We start from the raw sequence: 20646 nt of genomic DNA, 5'->3' as shown, positions 1-20646 counted from the left end.
GTCGCAGGTTTGGCACAATAGTGTCCGGCACGCCAAAGAATTCATTAGGTCAATTCTATACCCCCTAATTTCGGGCCGCGCTCGGGAGACAACGGGGATACATCACTGGAGTAAGTAAGATGCAAAAGCTAGCTGAGCTGTATCGCGGAAAGGCAAAAACCGTTTACACCACCGAGAATCCCGATCTGTTGGTGTTGGAGTTCCGCAACGATACGTCAGCACTGGATGGTCAGCGCATTGAGCAGTTCGATCGCAAAGGCATGGTGAACAACAAGTTCAACCATTTCATCATGAGCAAACTGGAAGAAGCCGGCATCCCGACCCAGATGGAGCGTCTGCTGTCCGACAACGAAGTGCTGGTGAAGAAGCTGGACATGGTGCCGGTGGAGTGCGTGATCCGCAACCGCGCCGCCGGTTCGCTGGTGAAGCGTCTGGGCATCGAAGAAGGCCTGGAGCTGAATCCGCCGCTGTTCGATCTGTTCCTGAAAAACGACGCCATGCACGATCCGATGGTCAACGAATCCTACTGCGAAACCTTTGGCTGGGTGAGCAAAGAGCATCTGGCGCGCATGCGCGAGCTGAGCTACCGCGCCAACGACGTGTTGACCCAGCTGTTCGACGACGCGGGCCTGATCCTGGTCGACTTCAAGCTGGAGTTCGGCCTGTTCAACGGTGAAGTGGTGCTGGGCGATGAGTTCTCGCCGGATGGCAGCCGCCTGTGGGACAAAAACACCCTGGACAAGATGGACAAAGACCGTTTCCGTCAAAGCCTGGGCGGCCTGATCGAAGCCTATGAAGAAGTGGCGCGCCGCATCGGCGTGAAGCTCGACTAAGCATTGGCACCGCCATTCGGGGCGATCCGGCCGGATCGTCCCGCTATTCTGCGTTTTTCCAGAAAATTTCTACATTTCCTCCGCGGCAGACCATTTATAATGATGGATGCGAGATGACTAAAACCTATCCCACTCAGGCTTGAAGCTGCCTTTGCGCTTACGATCGCGGCGCAACTTCAACGAGCAGGGGAAATATCTGGAGTATATTTATGCGTTGGCAAGGGCGTCGGGAAAGTGACAATGTTGAGGATCGTCGCGGGCAGTCTTCAGGTTTGGGCGGCGGTGGCGGCGGTTTCCGCGTGCCGGTGCGCGGCAAGGGCGGCATCGTCATTTTGGTGGTGGTGCTGGTGGCCGGCTATTACGGCATCGATCTGTCGCCGCTATTGAACGGCGGTAACGTCGCACCGCAGGGTCAACAGCAGAGCGCCAACATCAGTCCGAAAGACGATGAGCTGGCCAAATTCACTTCGGTGGTACTGGCCTCCACCGAGGATAACTGGAAAGAGATTTTCCAGCGCATGGGCAAAACCTATCAACCGCCGAAGCTGGTGATGTATCGCGGCGTCACGCGCACCAGCTGCGGCACCGGCCAGGCGGCGATGGGGCCGTTCTACTGCCCGGGTGACAGAACGGTGTATATCGATCTGTCTTTCTATCAGGACATGAAAACCAAGCTGGGCGCCGGCGGTGATTTCGCCCAGGCCTATGTGGTGGCGCACGAAGTCGGCCACCACGTGCAGAACCTGCTGGGCATCGAGCCCAAGGTGCGCCAGATGCAGCAGGGCGCCAGCCAGGCGGAAGTGAACCGTCTGTCGGTGAAAATGGAGCTGCAGGCGGACTGCTTCGCCGGCGTGTGGGGCAAATACGCCGAGAAGCAGCAGATGCTGGAAGAGGGCGACCTGCAGGCGGCGCTGAACGCCGCGCAGGCGATTGGCGACGATCGGTTGCAGCAGCAGAGCCAGGGCCGCGTCGTGCCGGACAGCTTTACCCACGGCACTTCGCAGCAGCGCTACACCTGGTTTAAACAGGGCTTCGACAGCGGCGATCCCAATACCTGCAACACCTTCGCATCCCGTTAACACCTCACGTGCCGGAGCCTGACTCCGGCATTTTTTTCGAATTGAGATACAGCCTTATGCTACAGGCAGCGCAACAACTCATGCGGCGGCAGGGCATCCGGCGCCTGCTGGTGCTCAGCGGCGAACCTGACTGGTGCCGCGAACAGGCGCAGCGGCTGGCGGCGACGTTGCCCGGCGACTGGCCGTGGGTGGGGGAAAAACCGCCGCCCGGCCTGACGGCGTTGGCGAGCGGCGCAGTGCGCCAACTGCTGGGGCAGGAACGGCTGCACGCGGTGTTCGACGCCGGTCAGTCGCTGGACGTGGAGGCGTTGGCGGCGCTGTGCGGCGCATTGCGTGCCGGCAGCTGGCTGCTGTTGCTGACGCCGCCCTGGCGGCAATGGCCGCAGCAGCCGGACGGCGACAGCCTGCGCTGGAGCGATTGCCCGCAGCCAATTACCACCCCGCATTTCATCCACCATCTGCAACAGCATCTGGTCGACGACCGAGAAGTGACGATCTGGCGGCAGGATGAGCCCCTGACGCTGGCCGCGCTGCCGGCGCGTGAAGGATGGCAACCGCCGGATGGACGGCCGACCGAGGAACAGCAGGCGATCTTGACGGCGCTGCTGCAGGCCGAATCCGGCGTGTGGGTGCTGACCGCCGCCCGCGGCCGCGGCAAATCGACGCTGGCCGGCATGCTGGTAGCGCAGTCGCCGCTGACCTGCTGGATAACCGGGCCGAGCCGCGCCGCCACTGAGGTGGCCGGGGAATGGGCGCAGGGGCGCGCGCAGTTTTGGGCGCCCGATGCCTTGCTGGCGCAGTGCCGGGAGGGTGACGTCAGCGCCGTGGGGTGGCTGCTGGTGGATGAAGCGGCGGCGATCCCTGCGCCGCTGTTGCAGCAGCTGATCGGTTATTTCCCGCGCGTGCTGCTGACCACCACGGTGCAGGGCTATGAGGGCACCGGCCGCGGTTTTCTGCTGAAGTTTTGCGCCGGGCTGCCTTCCTATCAGGCGTTGAGTCTGCAACAGCCGATGCGCTGGGCACAGGGGGATGCGCTGGAGCGGATAACGGACAATGCGCTGTTGTTCAACGAGCTGCCCGCCTGGCCGGCGGATGGCCAGACGATCGATTACAGCCAGGCGGAGCAGCGCGAACTGTGCGCCGATCCGCAGCGGCTGGCGCGTTTCTATGCTCTGCTGAGCAGCGCGCATTACCGCACTTCGCCGCTGGATTTGCGCAGGCTGATGGATGCGCCCGGCATGCACTTCGGGCTGGCGCAGGCCGGGCAGGAGGTGGTCGGCGCCGTGTGGCTGGTGGACGAAGGCGGCTTGAGCGCCGAGTTGGCGCACGATGTGTGGGCTGGCCGCCGCCGGCCGCGCGGCAACCTGGTGGCGCAGTCGCTGGCGGCGCATGGCGGCCAGTGGTGGGCGCCGACGCTGCGGTCACGGCGCATTACCCGCATCGCGACGCTGCCGGCGTTACGGCGGCAGGGTATCGCGCGTCAGCTGGTCGAGCGGCAACGCCGTCAGGCGCAGGGGCTGGATTTTCTGTCGGTCAGCTTTGGCTATACCGAGCCGCTGTGGCGCTTTTGGCAATCCTGCGGTTTCGAGCTGGTGCGCATCGGCAGCAAGCCGGAGGCCAGCAGCGGCTGCTATACCGCGATGGCTATCTTGCCCCTGAGCGAGCAAGGAGAGGCGCTGCGGCACGCGGCGCACAAGCATCTGGCGCGCGACTGGCCCTGGCTGCGGCAGCGTATTGAACTCGCGCTGGCGATCCCGGGCGACGACGGCGACACGCCGCTGGGCGAAGAGGATTGGCGTGAGCTGGCCGGGTTCGCTTTCGCCCATCGGCCGCTGGAGGCCAGCCTGGGGGCACTGCAGCGTTTGCTGTTGGCCAGCAATCTGCCGCTGCCCACGCTGCGCGGCCATCTGCAACGGCGGCAATCCCCGGCGGCCTGCGCGGAGCTGGCGGGCGTCAGCGGGCAGAAAGCCTTGCTGCGCCACTGGCGGCACGAAGCGGCGCAGGCGCTGGAACAGCTGAATGCGCAGCACTGCCGCTACTGGCGCGACTGGACGCAGTCGTTGCAATAAATTGAATAACTCGCTCAATAAAACCCGATTTTCCCGATTTCTCAACGGCGTATAGTCACTGTCAGCGGTGAGGTGGCGACTGTCGCCGCACCAGGTTTGGTTACTATTAAGGAGTCATCGATGAAACATGAGCATTTCGTTGTCCAAAGCCCGGCGACCCCGGCGGCGCAGCTGATCTTGCTGTTTCACGGTGTCGGCGACAACCCGGTGGCGATGGGGGAGATCGGCAGCTACTTCGCCAAAGACTTTCCTCAGGCACAGGTGGTGAGCATCGGTGGCCCCGAAGCGTTCGGCAACGGCGCCGGGCGCCAGTGGTTTTCGGTGCAGGACGTGACCGAAGAGAATCGCGCGGCCCGCATCGCAGACGTAATGCCGCAGTTTGTGGCGGTGGTGCGCCATTGGCAGCGGCTGAGCGGCGTAGGCTATGCCGGCACGGCGCTGGTGGGGTTCTCGCAGGGGGCGATCATGGCGCTTGAGGCGCTAAAAGCGGAAAACCGGCTGGCCGGGCGCGTGGTCGCGTTCAGCGGGCGTTTCGCCCAGCTGCCTGAGCAGGCTTTCGGCGATAGCGTGGTGCATTTGATCCACGGTGAAGAGGACGCGGTGATCGCGGTGCAACACGCTCACGCGGCGGCAGAAGCGCTACGGGCCGGCGGCGCCGATTTTACGCTGGACGTGGAGGAAAACGTCGGGCACGCAATCAACCAGGGCATGATGAACGCTGCGCTGGAAAGGCTGCATTATTATGTGCCGCAGCGCTACTGGGACGAGGCATTGTCCGGTAAGCGCGGCGAGCTGATCGCCTTTCGCTAAAAATTCAGGGCGCCGATGAGCGCCCTGATGTCATTTCTTTTTCGGCCAGTCGTCTTCGTCATCCCACTGGGCGTTGTTGTCGCGGTGCGGCGGTATCTCCGGCTTGTTGGCCAGATAGCTTTTCACGTCGACGCGGCGCAGTTCCTTAATGCCGCTGACGACCATTCCCACCAGAACCAGCAGGATAATCCACCAGTAATCAGCTAACCATTGCATAGCTACTCCTTTCCTTCACTGCGTATAAAACGCGAAAAAATCGATGGCAGATGGCGTTCGAGCCATTCGGCACCGGCGACCTCCTTATCTTGCCAGGCCGCCAGCAACAGCGCCGGGGTCAGCAAATGCTCGGCTTCTTGCGCCAGCGGCCGGTAGCTCAGATGCCACGGCTCTACCGCCACGCCGCCACTGTCTTCGGTAAAGGGGCGATAGAAACCGAACTCGGCCATATGCGCCGTCAGCCACTGGTTGAGCGGCGCAAAGTAACCGCCTTCTTCATATTCCCACGGCTCCAGCTGAAGCTTTTGCCCTTCCGGCAGCAGCGACGGGTCATACACGTCGAGATCGCTGCCCCAGTGATGGCGGCTGGCACCCGGCAGGGCCGACCAGCGCAGGATCGCCTCACAGCGCTCGGCGGCGGACAGCGGCGCGACGTCTATCGGGCGGCTGTCCTTATCTAATACTGGCCGCTGACCACAGAATTTGCCATTCCAGATCGCTAACTGCCGGTCGAAATCGCGGAAGGTGCTGGCGGGCTGGAGATCGAATCCCGCCTCACGCGCCGCCTGCTGCATCGCCAGGAAGGCGTTGACCGCCTGCGGCTGCAGCCGATGGTTCCCGCTCAACGGCGCCAGGTGTTCGGTTGAGCGGCCGGTGAGCATCTCTGCGTTGATCATGCGACCAATTGCTCCATGATGCGTTGATACATGCGGCTCAGCAGCTGCAGATCCGCGGCGTTGACACATTCGTTGACCTTGTGGATGGTGGCGTTGACCGGCCCCAGCTCCACCACCTGCGCGCCCATCTGCGCGATGAAGCGGCCGTCGGAGGTGCCGCCGGTGGTCAGCAGCTGCGGCGTCAATTCAGAATAGTGCTCGACGGCGTTGACCACCGCATCCACCAGCGCGCCGCGCGAGGTGAGGAACGGCTGGCCGGACAGCCGCCACTCGATGCTGTAATTCAACTGGTGGCGTTCCAGCAGCTCTTCCACGCGCTGCTTGATCATCGCATCGGTGAGTTCGGTGCTGAAACGGAAGTTGAACTGCACGTAAAGATCGCCCGGGATCACGTTGTTGCTGCCGGTACCGGCCTGCACGTTGGCGATCTGCATGCTGGTCGGCGGGAAGAACTCGTTGCCGCGATCCCATTCGATCGCCACCAGTTCATTCAGCGCCGGCATGGCACGGTGCACCGGGTTGTCCGCCAGGTGCGGATAGGCGACGTGCCCCTGCACACCGTGAATGTGCAGGTTAGCGGTGATGGAGCCGCGTCGGCCGTTTTTCACCACGTCGCCGACGCGCTCGGTGCTGGACGGCTCGCCGACCAGGCAGTAATCCAGGCGCTCATTGCGCGCCATCAGCGTTTCGACCACTTTAACCGTGCCGTGGGTGGCGCTGGCCTCTTCGTCTGAGGTGATCAGAAAAGCCAGGCGGCCCTGGTGATTCGGGTTGGCGGCGACAAAGCGCTCTGCGGCCACCACCATCGCGGCCAACGAGCCTTTCATGTCTGCCGCACCTCGGCCATACAGCATGCCGTCGCGGATCGCCGGTTCAAACGGCGGGTTATCCCAACGCTTCTCATCGCCGGTCGGCACCACGTCGGTATGCCCGGCAAACGCCAGGGTTTGCCCTTCGCCGCGCCAGGCCCAGAAGTTTTGGGTGTCTTCGAAGTCCATTGCCTCGACGGTGAAGCCGATCGCCTGCAGGCGATCTATCATCAACTGCTGGCAGCCTTCGTCATTTGGGCTGAGGGAAGGGCGTTTAATCAGCTGCTGGGCCAGTTCGATAACCGGGCAAGTCATACGGCGACCTCGGCGATAAATTGCTGGTAAGCGTCGGCGTTGAAACCGAGCAGGGCGTGGCCGTTGCCGTCGTCCAGCAGCGGGCGTTTGATGATCGCCGGCTGCGCCAGCATCAGCGTGATGGCGGCGTCGGCGTTATCGCAGGCGTTGCGTTGCGCTTCATCCAGCTTGCGCCAGGTGGTGCCGCGAGTATTGAGCAGCGGCTCCCAACCCAGTTGCGCGATGAAACCGCGCAACTGCTGTTCGGTCAGGCCGTCGGCGCGGTAGTCGTGAAAATGATAGGCCACGCCCTGATCTTCCAGCCAGCGGCGGGCTTTTTTGATGGTGTCGCAGTTTTTGATGCCGTACATCGTCAGCGTTGTCTGTTGCGGTTTGTTTGCCATGGCGTAAAGCTACCTGTCTCGTCGAGTCGATACTGAGCGGCGGGCGCGATCTTTGGCCCTCTCGCCGCCCGGCGATAGCAGAGATAATGCCAGTAAAGCGGCGGCGAGATCCAGACAACGATGCGGGCGAGGTGCGATTGGGTGCTTGGGAGAGGGAGAGGCAACGTGGCGGAGCGGCAGCCTTCGCCGGCGGTGCTCTCGAAGAGATGCCGGCGAATGCGTTCAGCCGCAAATGCGAATCTGAAGAAGAGGGCGTTACTCTTTATTTATTCTTATGTTTAAACGATCGGTTAAACAGCGCACGCGGGTAATGTGCAATAGCGGTTTTATCCGGCTGGCGCCGAGTTTTTTCATTATTCGTGACTTGTAATGATTGGCGGTTTTATTTCTGATATTCATGGCACTACTGATATCAGCCAGTGATTTTCCCGTCGACCATTCCGAGAGGAAAAGCGACTCGCGTTGGGACAGTTGCGGCGGCTCGGTATAGTGGCTGTAACGTTTATATAAGTCGCCGATCAGGTGGCTAAAACGGCTCAATGATATAAGGTTTGATAATATAATGGTCTTTCTGTCGACAATCACCATTTCATGCGGGCAGTCGGTGATAATGACTATTTTGTAGGTGTTGGGGTTGGCATATTCATCGCGGTAACGCGCTTCAAAATTGGCGATGGTGACATCGATGAAGCAGACTCTTTTGCGGCTAAAGCCGGCCGGTGCGCGTTTTTCCGCCCAGGTTTGCTTAATGAGTTGTCGGATGCCGACGGTGGTATAGGCACACTCGCTGAAAATATCAATTTCCATTTTATTATAGTCCTTTACTTTCTATTTCCCGGTGAGGATCGATATCTTAAAACATAAAAAAAGAAATAATATAAATAATTTCATGTTGAACTTATCTTGCGCCGCAAACTAATGAGCGGTAGCTGGGCGCGAGTTTCGCGGGGGAGTCATATACTAGCATGATTTATAACGAGTAAAATTTTTTTTAACCGACGGCCTAAGCAATGTGAGATCGATAAAATAGAAATCCTCTATTAATACCGTGGTTATTAAAAGGAATTAACATAGTTTGTGACTATTAAATTTTTAATTTCGATCGTTTTTGTCGATCATTTGTTGGCGAGTTTTGGGGCTAATGAATTAATTATTAAGATATTTCTTAGTTTTGTTACGTTCGGCGATTTTATTTCAATCGATGATAGAACCGGTTATGAAGCGGTGTGGAAATTAGCGTGGAAATTGATGTAAGGATAAATCTAAACAAAGAAAATGCGATGTTTTTAGCTACAAACATCGCATAAATGTGGGTGATTGATACGGAGAGCTAGCGTGAAAGAATGTCATATCGAAATTTCCGATCGGGTAACACCGGAAATAACGTCCTGTATCGCGGAAGGGTTGGACCGTTTTAATGATCAACAGATCGGCTACGGCGATCGTCTGCCGCTGGCGGTGGTGGTAAAAGATCCCGACAGTGGGGACGTTCTGGGGGGAATTACCGGGCGTTCATCATTAGGGCTGCTGTTTCTCGATCTCTTTTATCTGCCGGAAGCGCTGCGCGGCACGGGGCTGGGCAGCGAACTGTTGCGCCGTTTCGAACAGGAAGGCCGCCGGCGCGGTTGCCTTTCCGCCGTCTTGTACACCATCAGCTTTCAGGCGCCGGAATTTTATCAACGGCATGGCTGGCAACGCATGGGCGAAGTGCCTTGCTTGCCGCCGGGGACTAGCCGCATCTTTATGAGCAAAACCCTGTGAAGCGCGTTTAACGCACGTAGCCTCCCTGTTGCAGGCGCTGCAGGGAGGCGCCGTCCGCATACACCATGCCGGTGGTCAAATCGTGAAAGCCGTACTTTTTATAAAAGGCCAGCTTTTCCGGGACGGAATAGATGAAAATCTTGCCGAGCGGCGCCAGGTCTTGCATCACCCGATCCATCAACCGGCGCCCCAATCCCTGCCCCTGAAAGCGCGGATCGATCGCCACGTCGGCCAGGTAAGCGACCGAGGTCAGATCGCTGATGGCGTGCGCGGTAGCGATCAGCTCGTCGCCGATAAACCCCCAATAGCAAAACTGGCTGTGTTGGTAAACGCGCCGCAGGGTGTGCGGATCGCGCTTGCCCAGTCCGGCTGCCTTCAGCAATTCGCACAGTCGCTGCCAGTCGATGGCGCGGCGGTTCAAATCGGTGACAATTTCCATCGTTTTCCTCTAACCAATAAGATTGAGATCGGCGGCATAGTGCCGAATGGCGCGCTGATAGCCGCGGATGTCGGGGTCTGACGAGGTGTCCGCCAACAGCAACAACAGATCGGCCACGGCCCGTTTATTTTCGCCCAGGTTGTACAGCGTCATGGCGCGAAACAGCATCAGCTCGTTGGCCTGCGGGAACTCGGTCAGGCCGTCGTCGAAAGCCCGTAGCGAAGCCGGGTATTCTCCCAGGGCGCGGTAGGTGCTGCCGAGGCCCAGCCAGGCTTCGCGGCGCTGGGCGGGCGGCAAATCGCGGGCCAGCGCCGCGAGGTAGCAGGGAATGGCCTGTTGCTCCAGACCCTGTACGTCATACAGGCAGGCCAGCTGAAAGTGCAGCATCGCCGCTTCCGGCTCTGCCGCCAGCTGCCGTAGCGCCAGAGCAGTGGCTTCCTGATAGCGGCCCTGCGTTTTCAGCTGTGAAAGAGACAAGGAGGTGGGCATGATCGGCGCTCCATTGGCGTATTTTTATACCTTTTACACGCTATCGTGGAGAAATTGATATCACAAGGGAATAGCTGCACTGAGTATTGATCAGATAAATACGAAAATGTGCGCTAACCCCGGTTTCCGGGCCCGGCATCGTTCCCGTTTCCCTTCACATGGTCAAAAAACAGGCGTAGAATCCGCTTCGTCAAATAATTGAGGTTGTAAAGTATTATGGTTGATCGTGAATTAGGAAACTGGAAAGACTTCATTGATGAGATGTTGGGCAACTGACACAGCGTTGAAGCAGATGGCAAGGTTGAGTCATTGGAGCGTCACTGAAACACCTTGGGAACGAGATTATCGTTCGAAATAAAGCAGCATCGGTTCACCCGACGCTGCTTTTTTTATATCCCGCGGATCAGTCCCCGGCGGCCGTCGTATTGCCTGCCGGATGCGCTTTACCCGGGAAACGGCGGCGCACCAGCACGAAGAACAGCGGCACGAAGAAAATGGCCAGCAGGGTGGCGGAGATCATGCCGCCCATGACCCCGGTGCCGACCGCATGCTGGCTGCCGGAACCGGCGCCGCTGCTGGTGGTCATCGGCAGCACGCCGAAGATAAACGCCAGCGAGGTCATCAGGATCGGCCGCAGACGCATGCGTGACGCATCGAGCGTGGCGGACATCAGATCCTGCCCTTTATGATTCAGCTCATTGGCGAACTCGACGATCAGAATGGCGTTTTTCGCCGACAGCCCAATGATGGTCAGCAGGCCAACCTGGAAATAAACGTCGTTCTCCAGGCCGCGCAGCCAGGTGGCGGCGACCGCGCCGATCACCCCCAGCGGCACCACCAGCATCACCGAGAACGGGATCGACCAGCTCTCATACAGCGCCGCCAGGCACAGGAACACCACCAGCAGCGAGATGGCGTACAGCGCCGGCGCCTGCGAGCCGGACAGCCGTTCCTGATAGGACATCGCGGTCCATTCCAGGCCGAAGCCGGTCGGCAGCTGGCTGACCAGCTTCTCCATTTCCGCCATGGCGGTGCCGGTGCTGACGCCGTTGGCCGCCTCGCCGACGATCTCCAGCGCCGAGCTGCCGTTATAGCGCTCCAGCCGCGGCGAGCCGTACTCCCAGTGCGAGCTGGCGAAGGCCGAGAACGGCACCATGCCGCCCGCGCTGTTGCGTACATACCATTTGTTAATGTCATCCGGCAGCATGCGGAACGGCGCCGCGGCCTGTACGTAGACTTTTTTCACCCGGCCGCGGTCGACGAAGTCGTTGACGTAGGTCGAGCCCCAGGCGGTGGAGAGGGTATTGTTGATGTCGTCGATAGACACGCCCAGCGCCTGGGCCTTGCGCTGATCGATATCGATTTGCAGCTGCGGGCTGTCGTCCAGGCCGTTGTGGCGCACGCGCGACAGCAGCGGGTTTTGCCCGGCCAGCTGCAGCAGCTGATCGCGCGCCGCCATCAGCTTGGCGTGGCCGAGCCCGGCGTGGTCTTCCAACTCCATATCGAAGCCGGAGGAGTTGCCGAGGCCGGTGATCGCCGGCGGGCTGCTGGCGATCACCCGCGCTTCGTTAATCTTGTTGAATGCCAGCGTGGCGCGATCGATGATGTCGAACGAACTGTTGGCGCCCGAGGTGCGCAGATCCCAGTCTTTCAATCGCACGAACAGGCGCGCCACGTTCTGGCCGTTGCCGCCGGGGCCGGAGCCGATGATGGCGAACACCGACACCACATCCTGTTTCTCTTCGGTCAGGAAATACTGCTCGACCTTTTCCACCACCTTAGAGGTTTGCTGCAGGGTGGAGCCCGCCGGCAGCTGCACCTGTACGGTGAAGATACCGCGGTCTTCCTGCGGCAGGAACGAGGTTGGCAGCTTGATGAACAGCAGCGCCATGCCGCCGAGCAACAGCAGATAAATCACCATGTAGCGGCCGCTGGCGTGCAGGATCCGCCCCACGCCGCGCTCATAGCGTTCGGCGTTGCGGTTGAACATGCGGTTGAACCAGCCGAAGAAGCCGCGCTTGCCGTGATGGTGCCCCTTGGCGATCGGTTTGAGCAGCGTGGCGCACAGGGCCGGGGTCAGGATCATCGCCACCAGTACCGACAGCACCATGGCGGAGACGATGGTAATGGAGAACTGGCGATAGATGGCGCCGGTGGTGCCACCGAAGAACGCCATCGGCACAAACACCGCCGACAACACCAGCGCGATGCCGACCAGCGCGCTCTGGATTTGCCCCATGGATTTGCGCGTGGCCTCACGCGGCGGCAGGCCTTCCTCGCTCATCACGCGTTCGACGTTTTCCACCACCACGATGGCGTCGTCCACCAGCAGGCCGATCGCCAGCACCATGGCGAACATGGTGAGGGTATTGATACTGAAGCCGCAGGCGGAAAGGATGGCGAAGGTGCCCATCAGCACGACCGGCACGGCGATGGTGGGGATCAGCGTGGCACGGAAGTTCTGCAGGAACAGGTACATCACCAGGAACACCAGCAGGATGGCTTCCAGCAGCGTTTTCACCACGTCCTTGATCGAGGCTTTGACGAACGGGGTGGTTTCATAGGCCACCTTGGCCTCCAGCCCGTGTGGGAAGTACTGCGACAGCTCGGCGATCTTGTCTTTCACCAGCTGATCGGTCTGCAGTTCGTTGGCGCCGGAGGCCAGCTTGATGTTCATGCCTGCGGCCTGCATGCCGTTGTAGCGGCTGAGGTAGTTGTAGTTCTCGCCGCCCAACTCAACGGTGGCGACGTTGCCCAGCGTCACCAGCGAACCGTCCTGATTGACCCGCAGGGTGATCTGGCGGAACTGTTCCGGCGTCTGGAGCTGCGACTGGGCATTGATGGTGGCGTTCAGCGCCTGTTTATCGACCGACGGCGTGCCGCCCAGCTGGCCGACCGCCACCTGGGCGTTCTGCGACTGAATGGCCTTGACCACGTCCTGGGTCGTGAGCTGGTAGCTGTTGAGCTTGTTGGGATCGAGCCAGATGCGCATGGCGTATTGCGAGCCGTACACGTCCATGCTGCCGACGCCGTTGATACGGCTGAGCGGATCCTGCAGGTTGGAGACGATGTAATCGGCAATGTCCTGCTTGTCCATGCTGTTGTCGGTGGAGACGAACGCCACCATCATCAGCGTGGTGTCGCCGGATTTCGACACCGTGACCCCCTGATTCTGCACCGCCTGCGGCAGACGTTTGATCGCCGCCTGCAGCTGGTTTTGCACCTGCTGCATCGCCTCGTTGGGATCGGTGCCGGCTTCGAACGTCAGCGTGACGGTGGCCTGGCCGGTATTGGTGCTCTGCGACGACATATACATCATGTTGTCGAGGCCGGTCATATTCTGTTCAATGATTTGGGTAACGGTGTTTTCCAGCGTTTGCGCCGAAGCACCTGGGTAAGTTGCGCTGATGCGCACGTTCGGCGGCGCCAAATTCGGGTATTGTTCTACCGGTAGGGAAGAAATCGCCAACGCCCCGGTCAGGCAAAGAATAATTGCCAGCACCCAGGCGAAAATCGGGCGATCAATAAAAAAATTGGCCATGCAGCGCGAACCTCGTTATGACTTGTTCTATCTTTAAAACGCATCAGAATTATGCATTTCAGCGGCAGGGAGGGATCCCGGCGCTATTGCACTGTACTCGGGATAGCCGAGGAAAGCGTGGAGAAAAAAAGGAGATAGTGTAAATAACGGTAGCGGAAAACGGCGTGGGTGCACTGACGGCGGTAATTGTACGCTATTAAGACATTTTTATTACTATCAAAGGCCTTGCGCATCTCTTCGCCGCAGGGAACCGGAAAGTAAAAACTGGACTTACCTTACAGCAGGAGCTTGGCATGGGAATTAACCCGGTATTTGCCCGTCGGCTTTATTTGTGCTGGCTGATCAGCCACAGTGAGCGGCCCAATGTGCCGCGGTTGATGGCGCTGACCGGCTGGCCGCGCCGCACGTTGCAGGATGTGCTGAAGGCGCTGCCCGGCATGGGCGTCGAGCTGCAGTTCGTGCAGCAGGGCGTGCGTAACAACGACGGTTTTTATCAGTTGGAAAGCTGGGGGCCGTTCAACAAGAGCTGGGTGCACCAGCATCATCAGGCGCTGCTCAGCGCCATCGAGTAAGCTGCCCCGGCGCATTGGCCGGGGCGGGGCGATCATTGACTTTTGTGCTCCAGGTACATCACCGTCGCCGCCACGCGAGAACGCACGTCCAGCTTGCGCAGTATGTTGCGGATGTGCACCTTCACGGTTTCTTCAGAGATATGCAACTGCGCCGCCACCTGCTTGTTGGACAGGCCGCGCGCCACCTCTTGCAAGACGTCCAGCTCGCGTTCGGTCAAGGCGGCGAAGGGATCGCGTTGCTCGCCGCGCGCCAGCAAATAGTCGGCCATGGCGTCGCTGATCACGTTCTGCCCTTCGGCGGCGGCGCTGATGTGTTCCAGCAGCTGTTCCGGCTCGCTGTCCTTCAGCAGGTAGCCGTCGGCGCCGGTGTCGATCAGCGCATACAGATCGCTGCGCGCGTCGGAAACCGTCAGCACGATGATGCGCGCATCCACGCCTTCGTCGCGCAGGGCCCGCAGCGTGTCCAGCCCGGACATGCCTTTCATGTTCAGATCCAACAAGATCACGTCCGGCGTGTGCTGCAGTGCCAGCGCCACCGCCTCGCTGCCGTTGCCGGCCTCCGCCACCACGCTAAATCGCGCATCCAGTCCCAGCAGTTGTTTGATGCCGCGCCGCATCAACGGATGATCGTCAACGATCATGACTCGGTATTGCTTCATCACCATGAAATATGCTCCCTGTAGCAAGTAAAGCCACTCAAACGCGCCCTGCGGCGTGCTTCACAGTGGGACTGTCTCTTCAAAAATAGCGGCAATCAGCGCCGTAAACCTCCCCGGACGGCCTTCCGCCCGGCGGCAACCGTAACGCAGAATGAACAGCCGCAAGGTCAGGGCGAGAATGTCAGGCAAACCGCCGTGCCGCCGCCGCTTCTGCGCTGAATGTGCAGCGTTCCTCCCAATCGCGCCGCGCGTTCGCTCATGATGGTCAAACCATAATGCCCTTCCGGTTCCTCCAGACTGGCGATGCCGCAACCGTCGTCGATAATGCTGAAAACGTTGTCGCCTGCGGCGTTGACCTCGCAACACACCGTAATCTCGTTCGCCCCGGCGTGCTTGACGGCATTGAGCACCGCCTCGCGCACGATCTGCAGTGCGTGCACCTGCTGCTGGGCGTTGAGCGCCTGCGAAGACAGCCGACAGTGTAACTGAATCCGCGCGGGGGTTAGCGCTTTTAATGGCTGCAACAGCTGCTCCAGCGCGGCGTTCAGGTCCGCCTCCTGAATATTGAGACGGAAGGTGGCCAGTAATTCTCTCAGTTGGCGATAGGCATCGGCCAGCGTGCGATCGAAATCGTCGATAATCGCCTTTGCCGCCGGCGTATCGGCGGCGCGCCTGAGCAGCGTAAGCTGAATGCGCAGGAACGACAGCGTCTGCGCCAGCGAATCGTGCAGCTCGCGGGCGATGGTCGCGCGCTCTTCCATCAACAGCAAATATTGGTGCTGCTTTTGCGCCCGGTTGAAGTAGACGCCGCGGCCCAGCATATTGGCCAGGCTCTGCATCAGATGAGGATGCGGCGGGTGCGCCTCGGGCTGCCAACGCAGCTCGCCAAGCGGTTTGTCGCTCTGGGTGATCGGCAGCGTGTTCCAGGCTTGCGTCGGCGCTGGTTCCCCTTCATTCAGTTGCCACTGGCCGTGGTCGTCCGCCACGTTCAGCCGGATGCAGCGCAGCCGTTCGCTTTGGCGCACGATGCGCAGCACATTCTCGAACGCCTGCTGATCGATCTGGCGCACGCTCAGCGCCTGCGAACAGCGATACAGCACCTCCAGCGTTTCGTTGGCCTGCTGCAGGCGCCGGGTCTTTTCCTGTACTTTCAGCTCCAGCGACTGATAGAGCCGGGCCAGCTCGTCCGACATGGCGCTGAAGGTTTGCGACAGCACGCCGAGCTCGTTCGGCAGCGCCACGTCCAGCTGCGGGTGGCTGAAGTCGCGCTGCTGCACGCGCTGGCTGGCGTCGACCAGATGCTGCAGCGGCGTGACCACTTGGCGGCGCATAAAGCGAATGCAGAACAGCACCAGGCCGATGATGGCGGCGTAACCGATCACGCTGACGGCGGCCACCAGGGTGAGTTTCAGCTCGGAATAGCGCTGCAGGGCAGAAACGAAATGATCGACGCGGTTGACGTAGCCGGCGACCTCCGCCCGGTAGGCGGCCGCCTGCCCGCCGCGGATCTGGCGCTCCATCGTTTGCCATGCCCGTTGCAGCGCCAGATAGTGATTCCGCACCTCGGCCGGTACGTAAAACCGCGCCAGCTTTTGCAGCGCCGGCGCCTGTAAAGATTGCCGGTACTGCTGCAGGTGCAGCTCCAGCTCCGGGCTCTGCTGGTCGAGATCGAAGGCCAGCCGGTAGCTTTGCATGCGCAGCGAACCGGCGATATTGATCGCTTCGGCGTCGCTCTGGCTGCCGGCGACGGTGGTCAACGCCAACCCGGTGGCGAGCACCGACAGTATCACGATGCCGAACAGCGCTTTGGCCAGGCTGCCGGTCACTGAACGTTTAACAAGCAATCAAGGATCCTTCTCTCAGGTAGGGCGCGTCGCCAGTTTCATTCGAAAGCAAAACTATAACTTTTGCAACTAAAATGCACCGCGATTTGTATCAAGTTGTCAACAAAACGGGAACAATTGTGGTTGTGTAATCAAATGAATAGCGAAACGCTCGTCGATGTTCAGCGGCGGGCTGATTTCCTCCGGCGATTTGTCTTTGGGGGGCGAATCGCACTGGGTTTTATGCAATGTCATGCGCCTGAGCGCGACTTATTTTTCATTATTTTAAGCAATGTTAAGTCCCGGCTTGTCCGACGGGCGCGGTGTGATTTTTGTTGCAAATCGTCTGCCGCGGCGCGGCCTAATCGCGGTATGATCTTCAGGTTACTACTCAAGGGAAAAGGGCATGTCGTCGAAAATTGAGAATGTGAAGAAAGAGCTGCTGTCGGACAACTGGTATGTGCTGCACAAGTACACGTTCGATCTGAAACGCAAAAACGGCGGTTCGGTGCAACAGATGCGCGAGGTCTACGATCGCGGCAACGGCGCCACCATTTTGCTGTACAACCGCGCCAAGGGCACGGTGGTGCTGACCAACCAGTTCCGCATGCCGACCTATGTCAACGGCAACGAAAGCGGCATGCTGCTCGAGGCCTGCGCCGGCCTGCTGGACGCCGATTCGCCGGAGCAGTGCGCGCGCCGCGAAGCGGTGGAGGAAACCGGCTTCCAGGTGAGCGAGGTCAAGAAAATCTTCGAAGCCTACATGTCGCCGGGCGGCGTGACCGAGATCGTGCACTTCTTTATCGCCGAATACCATGACGATGAGCGGCGCGCGGCCGGCGGCGGCATTGAAGATGAAGATATCGAAGTGATCGAACTGCCGTTCAGCGAAGCGGTGGCGATGATCGCCGACGGCCGCATTAAAGACGGCAAGACCATCATGCTGCTGCAATATTTGCAGATTCATCGGGTGATGGCATAAAAAAAACCGGTCACGATGACCGGCTTTTTTATCGGCTTGCGCCAGGCCGCTTACTTCAGCAGCGCCTGCGCCTTGGCCACCACGTTGTCCACGGTGAAGCCGAACTCGGCGAACAGCTGCTCCGCCGGCGCCGACTCACCGAAGGTGGTCATGCCCACGATGGCGCCGTTCAGGCCCACGTACTTGTACCAGTAGTCCGCGATACCCGCTTCCACCGCCACGCGCGCCGTTACCGCCGCCGGCAACACCGACTCGCGGTACGCCGCATCCTGCTTGTCGAACGCGTCGGTCGACGGCATCGACACCACGCGCACCTTGCGGCCCGCCGCGGTCAGCTTGTCCGCCGCTTCCACCGTGATGCCCACTTCGGAGCCGGTGGCAATCAGGATGACGTCCGGCGTGCCCGCGCAGTCTTTCAGCACGTAGCCGCCGCGGTACACGTTCGCCAGCTGCTCTGCGCTGCGCGGCTGCTGGGTCAGATTCTGGCGCGAGAACACCAGCGTGGTCGGGCCGTCGTTGCGCTCGATGCCGTACTGCCACGCCACCGCCGACTCCACCTGGTCACACGGGCGCCAGGTGCTCATGTTCGGGGTCACGCGCAGGCTCGCCAGCTGCTCCACCGGCTGGTGGGTCGGGCCGTCTTCGCCCAGACCGATGGAGTCGTGGGTGTAGACGAACACGTTGCGCAGCTTCATCAGCGCCGCCATGCGCACCGCGTTGCGGGCGTATTCTACAAACATCAGGAAGGTCGCCGAGTACGGCAGGAAGCCGCCGTGCAGCGCGATGCCGTTGGTGATGGCGGTCATGCCGAACTCGCGCACGCCGTAATGAATGTAGTTGCCCGCCGGGTCAACGTTCAGCGCTTTCGAGCCGGACCACATCGTCAGGTTGCTCGGTGCCAGGTCGGCAGAGCCGCCCAGGAACTCCGGCAGCACCTTGCCGAACGCTTCCAGCGCGTTCTGCGACGCCTTGCGGCTGGCGATGTTGGCCGGGTTGGCCTGCAGTTTTTCCACGAACGCTTTGGCGTCGGCTTTCCAGTCGGCCGGCAGCTCGCCGTTCATGCGGCGCTTGAACTCGGCAGCCTGCTCCGGGAAGGCCCTGGCGTAGGCGGCGAACTTGTCGTTCCAGGCCGCTTCTTTGGCCTGACCGGCTTCCTTGGCGTCCCACTGGGCGTAGATGTCCTGCGGGATTTCAAAGGCGGCGTATTTCCAGCCAAGCCGCTCGCGGGTGGCGGCCACTTCGGCTGCGCCCAGCGCGGCGCCGTGCACGTCATGGGTGCCGGCCTTGTTCGGCGAACCGAAGCCGATAACGGTCTTGCACATCAGCAGCGACGGCTTGTCGGTCACCTTGCGCGCTTCTTCAATCGCGGCCTTGATGGCGTCCGGGTTGTGGCCGTCAACGTTGCGCACCACGTGCCAGCCGTAGGCTTCGAAACGCAGGGCGGTGTCGTCGGTGAACCAGCCGTCGACGTGGCCGTCGATGGAGATGCCGTTGTCATCGTAGAAAGCGGTCAGCTTGCCGAGCTTGAGGGTACCGGCCAGAGAACAGACTTCGTGCGAGATGCCTTCCATCATGCAGCCGTCGCCCATGAAGGCGTAGGTGTGGTGGTCAACGATGTCGTGGCCCGGGCGGTTGAACTGCGCCGCCAGGGTGCGCTCGGCGATGGCGAAGCCGACGGCGTTGGCGATGCCCTGGCCCAGCGGGCCGGTGGTGGTTTCAACGCCTGGGGTGTAGCCGTACTCCGGGTGCCCTGGGGTCTTGGAGTGCAGCTGACGGAAGTTTTCCAGCTCGCGCATCGGCAAGTCATAGCCGGTGAGGTGCAGGAGGCTGTAAATCAACATGGAGCCGTGGCCGTTGGAGATCACGAAACGGTCGCGGTCAGCCCAGTGCGGGTTAGTCGGGTTGTGGTTGAGGTAGTCACGCCACAGGACTTCGGCGATGTCCGCCATACCCATAGGGGCACCCGGGTGGCCGGAATTTGCTTTTTGTACGGCGTCCATGCTGAGTGCGCGGATGGCGTTGGCAAGCTCTTTACGAGAAGACATAACGAAACTCCAGTACGGTTACAGTTGAGCGACCAGCATGTCTTCCAGCTTCTGCTGGTCGACGGCGAACAGGCGAATGCCTTCGGCGAGTTTTTCCACCGCCATGGCGTCCTGATTGTGCAGCCAGCGGAACTCCGCTTCGGCCAGCGGGGCAGGTTGGTGGAAGCCCTCGGTAGACGGGGTCAGCTTACGCTCGACCGGCCGGTCGCTGTTTTTCAGCTGTTCCAAAAGGTTTGGTGCGATGGTCAGGCGATCGCAGCCGGCCAGCGCCAAAATCTGCTCAACCTTACGGAAGCTGGCGCCCATGATCACCGTCTGGTAACGATGACGCTTGTAGTATTCATAGATGGTACGCACCGACTTCACGCCCGGATCCTGATCGGCATCGTAGTCGGCGGCAGGCTGTTTGGCCTGGTACCAGTCATAGATGCGGCCGACGAACGGTGAGATCAGATACACGCCTGCTTCGGCGCAGGCGCGGGCCTGGGCGAAAGAGAACAGCAGCGTCAGGTTGGTGTTGATGCCTTCTTTTTCCAGCTCTTCGGCGGCTTTGATGCCTTCCCAGGTGGAAGCCAGTTTGATCAGGATGCGCGATTTGTCGATGCCCTGTTCTTGATACATGGCGATCAGCTTGCGCGCTTTGGCGACGCACATGCCGCGATCGAACGACAGGCGGGCGTCCACTTCGGTGGAGATGCGGCCCGGCACGCTTTTGAGGATCTCGACGCCGATATTGACCGCCAGCTTATCGCTGGCGTTGATCAGCTGGGTTTCCTTGCTGCCGCCCTGACGACGGGCGTAATCCAGCGCTTCGACGATCAGCGCTTTATACTGCGGCAGCGCGGCGGCTTTCAGGATCAGCGAAGGGTTGGTGGTGGCGTCCTGGGGTTCGAACTGGCGGATGGATTCGATATCGCCGCTGTCGGCGACCACCGTGGTCAGCTGCTTGAGTGCGTCTAATTGATTCATTAATAAGCTCCTTGACCAAGCTCAACGTAGGGAAATGAGAACCTTTTTCATCATAGGGGGAACACACTGCATCATCGGGTCGGGAATGAAAATGCGCTTTTTCTGATTGTTGCGATGGATAATAACAATGAATGCCGAATAAACCCAGGCGGGGCACGGCTTGCAGCGGGGGGAG

The 20646-nt window shown here is 60.3% G+C and carries 20 protein-coding genes; 8 read left to right on the top strand and 12 right to left on the bottom strand.

Annotation, left to right across the window (positions count from 1 at the left end; genetic code table 11):
* The first annotated feature begins 119 nt into the window (after positions 1 to 119).
* The 4 genes from purC to ypfH all read left to right on the top strand — a co-directional run bounded on the left by purC (position 120) and on the right by ypfH (position 4791).
* The gene (purC, locus tag C3F38_RS21000; RefSeq protein WP_038873669.1) at positions 120 to 833 is read left to right on the top strand and encodes a phosphoribosylaminoimidazolesuccinocarboxamide synthase; all 714 of its coding nucleotides are present in this window, start codon (positions 120 to 122) and stop codon (positions 831 to 833) included.
* A 209-nt stretch (positions 834 to 1042) separates the two neighbouring features.
* Positions 1043 to 1912 carry a neutral zinc metallopeptidase gene (locus tag C3F38_RS20995; RefSeq protein ID WP_047730119.1) on the top strand — a complete coding sequence of 290 codons (870 nt, stop codon included), beginning with the start codon at positions 1043 to 1045 and terminating at the stop codon, positions 1910 to 1912.
* 56 nt (positions 1913 to 1968) lie between these two features.
* Positions 1969 to 3981, top strand: coding sequence for a tRNA(Met) cytidine acetyltransferase TmcA (locus tag C3F38_RS20990; protein WP_048234518.1), 2013 nt, complete (start codon positions 1969 to 1971; stop codon positions 3979 to 3981).
* A 120-nt stretch (positions 3982 to 4101) separates the two neighbouring features.
* On the top strand, positions 4102 to 4791 hold the full coding sequence (gene ypfH, locus C3F38_RS20985; protein ID WP_038873661.1) for an esterase: 690 nt from the start codon (positions 4102 to 4104) through the stop codon (positions 4789 to 4791).
* A 30-nt stretch (positions 4792 to 4821) separates the two neighbouring features.
* On the opposite strand, the gene C3F38_RS20980 is transcribed toward ypfH, so the two are convergent.
* The 5 genes from C3F38_RS20980 to C3F38_RS20960 form a co-directional block, all read right to left on the bottom strand.
* On the bottom strand, positions 4822 to 5007 hold the full coding sequence (locus C3F38_RS20980) for a YpfN family protein (protein ID WP_004941720.1): 186 nt from the start codon (positions 5005 to 5007) through the stop codon (positions 4822 to 4824).
* Between the two features lie 2 nt (positions 5008 to 5009).
* A complete protein-coding gene (locus C3F38_RS20975; protein ID WP_048234517.1) occupies positions 5010 to 5684 on the bottom strand; it encodes a M15 family metallopeptidase in 675 nt (224 codons plus the stop codon).
* Complete coding sequence (gene dapE, locus C3F38_RS20970; RefSeq protein ID WP_047730121.1) at positions 5681 to 6808, bottom strand: succinyl-diaminopimelate desuccinylase; 1128 nt, start codon at positions 6806 to 6808, stop codon at positions 5681 to 5683. The genes C3F38_RS20975 and dapE overlap by 4 nt, the downstream gene beginning before the upstream one ends.
* Positions 6805 to 7191: an ArsC family reductase gene (locus C3F38_RS20965; RefSeq protein WP_048234516.1), complete on the bottom strand. Its 387-nt coding sequence runs from the start codon at positions 7189 to 7191 to the stop codon at positions 6805 to 6807. The genes dapE and C3F38_RS20965 overlap by 4 nt, the downstream gene beginning before the upstream one ends.
* A gap of 255 nt (positions 7192 to 7446) precedes the next feature.
* Positions 7447 to 7998 (bottom strand): LuxR C-terminal-related transcriptional regulator, encoded by a 552-nt coding sequence (locus tag C3F38_RS20960; RefSeq protein WP_038873648.1) that lies wholly within the window; start codon positions 7996 to 7998, stop codon positions 7447 to 7449.
* A 528-nt stretch (positions 7999 to 8526) separates the two neighbouring features.
* Between C3F38_RS20960 and C3F38_RS20955 the strand changes: the two genes are divergently transcribed.
* Complete coding sequence (locus C3F38_RS20955) at positions 8527 to 8952, top strand: N-acetyltransferase (RefSeq protein ID WP_048234515.1); 426 nt, start codon at positions 8527 to 8529, stop codon at positions 8950 to 8952.
* 7 nt (positions 8953 to 8959) lie between these two features.
* On the opposite strand, the gene C3F38_RS20950 is transcribed toward C3F38_RS20955, so the two are convergent.
* Together C3F38_RS20950 and C3F38_RS20945 are read right to left on the bottom strand one after the other, a co-directional pair.
* Entirely contained in the window at positions 8960 to 9391 is a 432-nt protein-coding gene (locus C3F38_RS20950) for a GNAT family N-acetyltransferase (protein ID WP_060434476.1), read from the bottom strand.
* A gap of 9 nt (positions 9392 to 9400) precedes the next feature.
* Positions 9401 to 9880 carry a tetratricopeptide repeat protein gene (locus tag C3F38_RS20945; protein WP_038873642.1) on the bottom strand — a complete coding sequence of 160 codons (480 nt, stop codon included), beginning with the start codon at positions 9878 to 9880 and terminating at the stop codon, positions 9401 to 9403.
* A 216-nt stretch (positions 9881 to 10096) separates the two neighbouring features.
* On the opposite strand from C3F38_RS20945, the gene ypfM reads away from it, so the two are divergent.
* A complete protein-coding gene (gene ypfM, locus C3F38_RS26910) occupies positions 10097 to 10156 on the top strand; it encodes a protein YpfM (protein ID WP_100396732.1) in 60 nt (19 codons plus the stop codon).
* A gap of 127 nt (positions 10157 to 10283) precedes the next feature.
* On the opposite strand, the gene acrD is transcribed toward ypfM, so the two are convergent.
* On the bottom strand, positions 10284 to 13421 hold the full coding sequence (acrD, locus tag C3F38_RS20935; RefSeq protein ID WP_038873638.1) for a multidrug efflux RND transporter permease AcrD: 3138 nt from the start codon (positions 13419 to 13421) through the stop codon (positions 10284 to 10286).
* Between the two features lie 293 nt (positions 13422 to 13714).
* Between acrD and C3F38_RS20930 the strand changes: the two genes are divergently transcribed.
* Positions 13715 to 13993 (top strand): helix-turn-helix domain-containing protein, encoded by a 279-nt coding sequence (locus C3F38_RS20930; protein ID WP_004941750.1) that lies wholly within the window; start codon positions 13715 to 13717, stop codon positions 13991 to 13993.
* Between the two features lie 32 nt (positions 13994 to 14025).
* Here C3F38_RS20930 and C3F38_RS20925 read toward each other — a convergent pair whose 3' ends face one another.
* Positions 14026 to 14658 carry a response regulator gene (locus tag C3F38_RS20925; RefSeq protein ID WP_038873634.1) on the bottom strand — a complete coding sequence of 211 codons (633 nt, stop codon included), beginning with the start codon at positions 14656 to 14658 and terminating at the stop codon, positions 14026 to 14028.
* A 161-nt stretch (positions 14659 to 14819) separates the two neighbouring features.
* On the bottom strand, positions 14820 to 16496 hold the full coding sequence (gene narQ, locus C3F38_RS20920; protein ID WP_047730124.1) for a nitrate/nitrite two-component system sensor histidine kinase NarQ: 1677 nt from the start codon (positions 16494 to 16496) through the stop codon (positions 14820 to 14822).
* A gap of 385 nt (positions 16497 to 16881) precedes the next feature.
* Between narQ and nudK the strand changes: the two genes are divergently transcribed.
* A complete protein-coding gene (gene nudK, locus C3F38_RS20915; protein ID WP_047730125.1) occupies positions 16882 to 17457 on the top strand; it encodes a GDP-mannose pyrophosphatase NudK in 576 nt (191 codons plus the stop codon).
* Positions 17458 to 17507: 50 nt separating this feature from the next.
* Here the strand turns inward: nudK and tkt are convergent, their stop codons facing one another.
* Complete coding sequence (tkt, locus tag C3F38_RS20910; RefSeq protein ID WP_104456926.1) at positions 17508 to 19502, bottom strand: transketolase; 1995 nt, start codon at positions 19500 to 19502, stop codon at positions 17508 to 17510.
* Positions 19503 to 19520: 18 nt separating this feature from the next.
* The gene (tal, locus tag C3F38_RS20905) at positions 19521 to 20471 is read right to left on the bottom strand and encodes a transaldolase (RefSeq protein ID WP_038881229.1); all 951 of its coding nucleotides are present in this window, start codon (positions 20469 to 20471) and stop codon (positions 19521 to 19523) included.
* Between the last annotated feature and the right edge of the window lie 175 nt (positions 20472 to 20646).

This window comes from Serratia sp. SSNIH1 (assembly GCF_002935055.1).
In the GTDB taxonomy this organism is placed as follows: Bacteria; Pseudomonadota; Gammaproteobacteria; order Enterobacterales; family Enterobacteriaceae; genus Serratia; species Serratia nevei.
Note: the sequence above shows the minus strand (reverse complement) of the source record. Positions and strands in the feature narration are given on the sequence as shown.

Coding starts and splice junctions, on each gene's coding strand:
- C3F38_RS20980 (WP_004941720.1), bottom strand. CDS start 5,007: ATGCAATGGTTAGCTGATTACTGGTGGATTATCCTGCTGGTTCTGGTG.
- dapE (WP_047730121.1), bottom strand. CDS start 6,808: ATGACTTGCCCGGTTATCGAACTGGCCCAGCAGCTGATTAAACGCCCT.
- C3F38_RS20965 (WP_048234516.1), bottom strand. CDS start 7,191: ATGGCAAACAAACCGCAACAGACAACGCTGACGATGTACGGCATCAAA.
- C3F38_RS20930 (WP_004941750.1), top strand. CDS start 13,715: ATGGGAATTAACCCGGTATTTGCCCGTCGGCTTTATTTGTGCTGGCTG.
- C3F38_RS20945 (WP_038873642.1), bottom strand. CDS start 9,880: ATGCCCACCTCCTTGTCTCTTTCACAGCTGAAAACGCAGGGCCGCTAT.
- C3F38_RS20960 (WP_038873648.1), bottom strand. CDS start 7,998: ATGGAAATTGATATTTTCAGCGAGTGTGCCTATACCACCGTCGGCATC.
- tkt (WP_104456926.1), bottom strand. CDS start 19,502: ATGTCTTCTCGTAAAGAGCTTGCCAACGCCATCCGCGCACTCAGCATG.
- purC (WP_038873669.1), top strand. CDS start 120: ATGCAAAAGCTAGCTGAGCTGTATCGCGGAAAGGCAAAAACCGTTTAC.
- tal (WP_038881229.1), bottom strand. CDS start 20,471: ATGAATCAATTAGACGCACTCAAGCAGCTGACCACGGTGGTCGCCGAC.
- C3F38_RS20925 (WP_038873634.1), bottom strand. CDS start 14,658: ATGGTGATGAAGCAATACCGAGTCATGATCGTTGACGATCATCCGTTG.
- ypfH (WP_038873661.1), top strand. CDS start 4,102: ATGAAACATGAGCATTTCGTTGTCCAAAGCCCGGCGACCCCGGCGGCG.
- C3F38_RS20950 (WP_060434476.1), bottom strand. CDS start 9,391: ATGGAAATTGTCACCGATTTGAACCGCCGCGCCATCGACTGGCAGCGA.
- C3F38_RS20995 (WP_047730119.1), top strand. CDS start 1,043: ATGCGTTGGCAAGGGCGTCGGGAAAGTGACAATGTTGAGGATCGTCGC.
- acrD (WP_038873638.1), bottom strand. CDS start 13,421: ATGGCCAATTTTTTTATTGATCGCCCGATTTTCGCCTGGGTGCTGGCA.
- nudK (WP_047730125.1), top strand. CDS start 16,882: ATGTCGTCGAAAATTGAGAATGTGAAGAAAGAGCTGCTGTCGGACAAC.
- C3F38_RS20990 (WP_048234518.1), top strand. CDS start 1,969: ATGCTACAGGCAGCGCAACAACTCATGCGGCGGCAGGGCATCCGGCGC.
- C3F38_RS20975 (WP_048234517.1), bottom strand. CDS start 5,684: ATGATCAACGCAGAGATGCTCACCGGCCGCTCAACCGAACACCTGGCG.